4 protein-coding genes are annotated in these 3788 nt (G+C 55.4%); 2 read left to right on the top strand and 2 right to left on the bottom strand.

What is annotated here, in order from left to right; genetic code table 11:
- Both Q0J75_RS12300 and Q0J75_RS12305 read left to right on the top strand, forming a co-directional pair.
- The coding region (locus Q0J75_RS12300) for an amino acid--tRNA ligase-related protein (RefSeq protein ID WP_297201773.1) at nt 1-273 on the top strand (273 nt) is incomplete at its 5' end.
- Nucleotides 274-665: 392 nt separating this feature from the next.
- Nucleotides 666-884: a helix-turn-helix domain-containing protein gene (locus Q0J75_RS12305; protein WP_363315745.1), complete on the top strand. Its 219-nt coding sequence runs from the start codon at nt 666-668 to the stop codon at nt 882-884.
- Between the two features lie 43 nt (nt 885-927).
- Here the strand turns inward: Q0J75_RS12305 and Q0J75_RS12310 are convergent, their stop codons facing one another.
- The gene (locus Q0J75_RS12310) at nt 928-2211 is read right to left on the bottom strand and encodes a glycosyltransferase (protein WP_297201777.1); all 1284 of its coding nucleotides are present in this window, start codon (nt 2209-2211) and stop codon (nt 928-930) included.
- A gap of 65 nt (nt 2212-2276) precedes the next feature.
- The gene (locus Q0J75_RS12315) at nt 2277-3515 is read right to left on the bottom strand and encodes a choice-of-anchor A family protein (protein ID WP_297201779.1); all 1239 of its coding nucleotides are present in this window, start codon (nt 3513-3515) and stop codon (nt 2277-2279) included.
- Nucleotides 3516-3788 lie beyond the last annotated feature (273 nt).

Here is a 3788-nt window from a genome sequence, read left to right on the forward strand (position 1 = left end):
GTGGCCGCCGCCGACTGCCTGGTGCCCGGCATCGGCGAGATCATCGGCGGCTCCCAGCGTGAGGAGCGGCTGGACCTGCTGGAGAACCGCATCAAGGAGCTGGGCATGAACCCGGAGGACTACTGGTGGTATCTGGACCTGCGGCGCTATGGCTCCTGCCGTCACGCCGGCTTTGGCCTGGGCTTCGAGCGGATGGTCATGTACCTTACCGGCGTGTCCAACATCCGCGACGTGGAGCTGCACCCCCGCACCGTGGGCAACGCGGATTTCTAAGAGAAAAGAAAAGAGGGTCCCGGTGGGGAACTGCGTTAACGCAGTTTCCCGCCGGGACCTTTTTTATTTGCCTGGGTGGTGCATCTTACAATGACAGTTAGTCTCCCCGTATAAGCTCTGGATTTAGGTAAACAAATACTATCATGCCGGGGAATAATAGAAATTGACTGTACTCACCTAAAAATGGTTGCAGAAGAAAATTTAGGGCAAGGGATAGGAGAATGGCGACAATGCCAATCACTACCCGTACCCACATGGGCCACTTTAACATAATATCTCACCACATAAAATTCGTTATTACGAAACATTATAGCACGAGAAGTGGATACACTCAACTCATAAATTCTTTATAGCGAATTATGGGTGAGATAATGCAAAAGATACGGCCAGATATGGACATCGGACATAATATCCAGCGGCTGCGGCGGGGGGCGGGCATGACCCAGGATCAGGTGGTAGCAAAGCTCCAGCTGATGGGGCTGAGTATCTCCAAAAGCACCTATGCCAAGCTGGAGACCAACCGCATGAACATCAAGGTAAGCGAGCTGGTGGCATTGAAAGAGATCTTTCAGGCTCAGTTCCAGGATTTTTTTGCAGGATTGATTCTTTAATGAATGCAGCCCCGGCACGCTGTGCCGGGGCTCTTTTATATTCTCATTCCTTCAACAGAGGCAGCAGCTGATTGCGGCAGATCCAGGCGTCGTTGTACTGATTGCGCACGATGGTTTTGGCGTGTAAGCTGCGATCCTCCCGCATCAGATCAACAATTTTGCGCCCGTGCTCCTCATAATAGGCCCGCTCGGAGGGGGAATAGGTCTCCCGGGTATCAAAGCCAAAGTTTCTGGCATCCCACCGCATAAAATAGGCGCCCAGCGCCTCGCCCAGCTCCTTCAGCGCCGGTACGGCCTCATTCAACACCAAAAAGTTTCCCCGGCTGGCGGCCTCCAGCACCGTGAGGCCGAAGGACTCCGAATAAGAGGGGCAGATAAACAGATTGGATAGCTGAAACAGCTCAAATACCCCTTGTCGGGGGAACCCATCGGGATAGCCAATCTCTGAGGTGAAGAGCAGCTCATGGTTTTTCAACCCGTATTTTTTGCCCTCGGTCCGTATCATGGTCTGATATACCTTGCTGGGGATATCCGCGCTGGGAAAATCGCAGAAAATTACCTTAATGTCCTTTTCCGTCGCGGTTTTGATAGCCCCCGCCAGCGCCGCCACCTTCTCCAGCCGTTTCCCGGTGGTCAGTCTGGCCGGATAGACCGCTAGGATATCAGGGCGAATGAGGTCGATATGTTGGGCCACCTTCTGTACGTCCTGGCTCATGGAGGGGATCAGGGGGAGGGTGTTGTAGACCACGGCGCACCTGCCCTCGGGCACGTCGTACTGCCTGGCCAGGGCCGGGATACCCGAGCGGGTGGGATAGACAAATCGGGTCTTGGGCATATCGGTAAACCGGGCGGAAAAGGGGTATTCCATCTCCTTGGGCCGGGCCACAGGGAAGGAGTGGGTGAAGGCCAGAAACCGCACGTGCTCCAGGGCTTTCTGAGCCTTCCGAATGGCAATGTTGTGGACCAGATGCCAGCCCTGATAGAGAATATCGTGCAGGATACATATGTCCACATCCTTCAGATGGGTGACAAAATCTTCCGCGATCCGGTCGGCCTCCTCAAAAAAGGTCTCATGCACGCTGCCGGTGGGGGAGGCGTAATCGTGCCATACGATCTCCTTTCCGTAGAGGGTATTGGTGATCTTCACCCACTCCAGCCGCTCATTCAGGAAAATGCCGGTCCGCTCCCGGTCGGGACAGCTCTCGCTTACCAGTACCTTGACGGCAACGCCGGCCTGTAACAGCATTTTGATCTGGTCCGCCACTACATTCACCAGAGAATAGGTGGCGGACAGCCCGGAAAACATGGTCAGTATAGCCACTTTCATGCCCGATCCCTCCTTATGGGTGCCAGAGTCTTGGCGCGGCAGAATACTCTGCCGCGCCAAGTTTTTTATAGGTGGCTGTCGTCACACATACATGCTTCAAACAGCTCCAGCTTTTGCTTCAACACCGTCTCCAGACCGGCGACGGCGTTGACCATAGACTCTACCGACTGGTTGGTTTGCAGAATGGTTTCAGCCCTGAGATCCTCAAAGGACAGAATCTTTTGCAGCTTTTCCCCCTCGGCGTTGAGGATATGGGACAGTGCGGCCTGTTGGAGGGCTACCGACTCAAACAGATCGGTGATAGCCTGGCTGCGGGGATGGGGCGCGGCCGTGGTGGTGGAGGTGGTGGAAGTGGTAGAGGTGGTCGTGGTGGTGCTGGTGGTGGTGCTGGTGGTGGTGCTGGTGGTAGTGCTGGTAGTGGTGCTGGTAGTGGTGCTGGTAGTGGTGCTGGTAGTAGTACTGGTCGTACTGCTGGTGGTCACAAGGCAGGCGGTGGGGTCGGGCAGTTCCCCCTCAAACAGCTCATTGTGGCTCTCTGAGTTTCCGGCAAAGCTGTCAAAGATAATATTGCCGTTGATCTGGCTGTAGGTGGTAGCCGCGGCGGCAAATGGGGCCAGAACGGAGCCGTAAATGGCGGTGGTGCTGTTGGACCAGGTCAGGGCGTCGGGGAAGTTCCATACGATCTTCCGGGCGTTTTCCCGGGTGGCGGTGGTCCCGTTGCGGAAGATCTGGTAGCTGCCATACAGGATGTTAGCGCCGCTGACATTGATGAGGATGGTGGAGTTGATGGGGGCAATGATGTTGATCCCGTTCAGCTGGCCCAGCGACAGACCGGAACCATACAGGTTGGCGCTGTCCAGCTGGAAAATATTCAGGGTCTCATCGGTGCCGGTGAGGTTGAGCTGGCCGAACACCACGGAGCCTGTGCCGTTGGCTTCCAGCGTGCTCCAGAATACAGAGGCGCATTTCAGATAGCGTTCCGCCTCGGAAAAGTCGATGGGCGTCCCTGTGACCAGAGCGCCGTTGGGGTTGCCCATGGTATAGTTGATGACGGTGCTGGTGGGGCTGATAACGGTATTTCCGCAGGCGTTGGAGCCGCCGGACACATTGACGGCGCCCCCCACCACAAAGGACGGGTCGGTGCCCGCCGGGGGCAGAGGAAGAATACTGGCGCCTACGCCGTAGTTGCTCAGAACGGCGTTGCCGCCCACCGCCACACGGCCTTCGGCGTCAGTATTGCTGAGGCTCATGTCCCCAAAGACAAATACGTTATAGTCATTGGCAAGGCCAAAGTTGATTGCCATTGTAGATCCTCCCATGAAATGATATGAGGGTATCTGGTGTGCGGTTTATATTATGCGGAATATCTCCGTTCCGTTCCAAAAAGACGGGGCTCCATCATGGAGCCCCGTCTCAGTCTGTCGAGAAACCCGGCATATGCGTCAAGCATAAGCCGGGTTTCTTGTGTATAGCTGCCAAAGAAGGATAAGGGTAAATGGAGCAAGCTTCTCCTTCCACAACCAACAGGCCAGTTTTTTGAGATTCATGGCAGCAAATTTAAGCTTCACCCAGTTGGA

The sequence above is a fragment of the uncultured Flavonifractor sp. genome (assembly GCF_944385615.1).
Lineage (GTDB): Bacteria > Bacillota > Clostridia > Oscillospirales > Oscillospiraceae > Flavonifractor.

What these genes read in the sequence shown, in the direction of transcription:
- Q0J75_RS12305 (WP_363315745.1), top strand. Translation starts at nt 666, where the DNA reads ATGGACATCGGACATAATATCCAGCGGCTGCGGCGGGGGGCGGGCATG.
- Q0J75_RS12310 (WP_297201777.1), bottom strand. Translation starts at nt 2,211, where the DNA reads ATGAAAGTGGCTATACTGACCATGTTTTCCGGGCTGTCCGCCACCTAT.
- Q0J75_RS12315 (WP_297201779.1), bottom strand. Translation starts at nt 3,515, where the DNA reads ATGGCAATCAACTTTGGCCTTGCCAATGACTATAACGTATTTGTCTTT.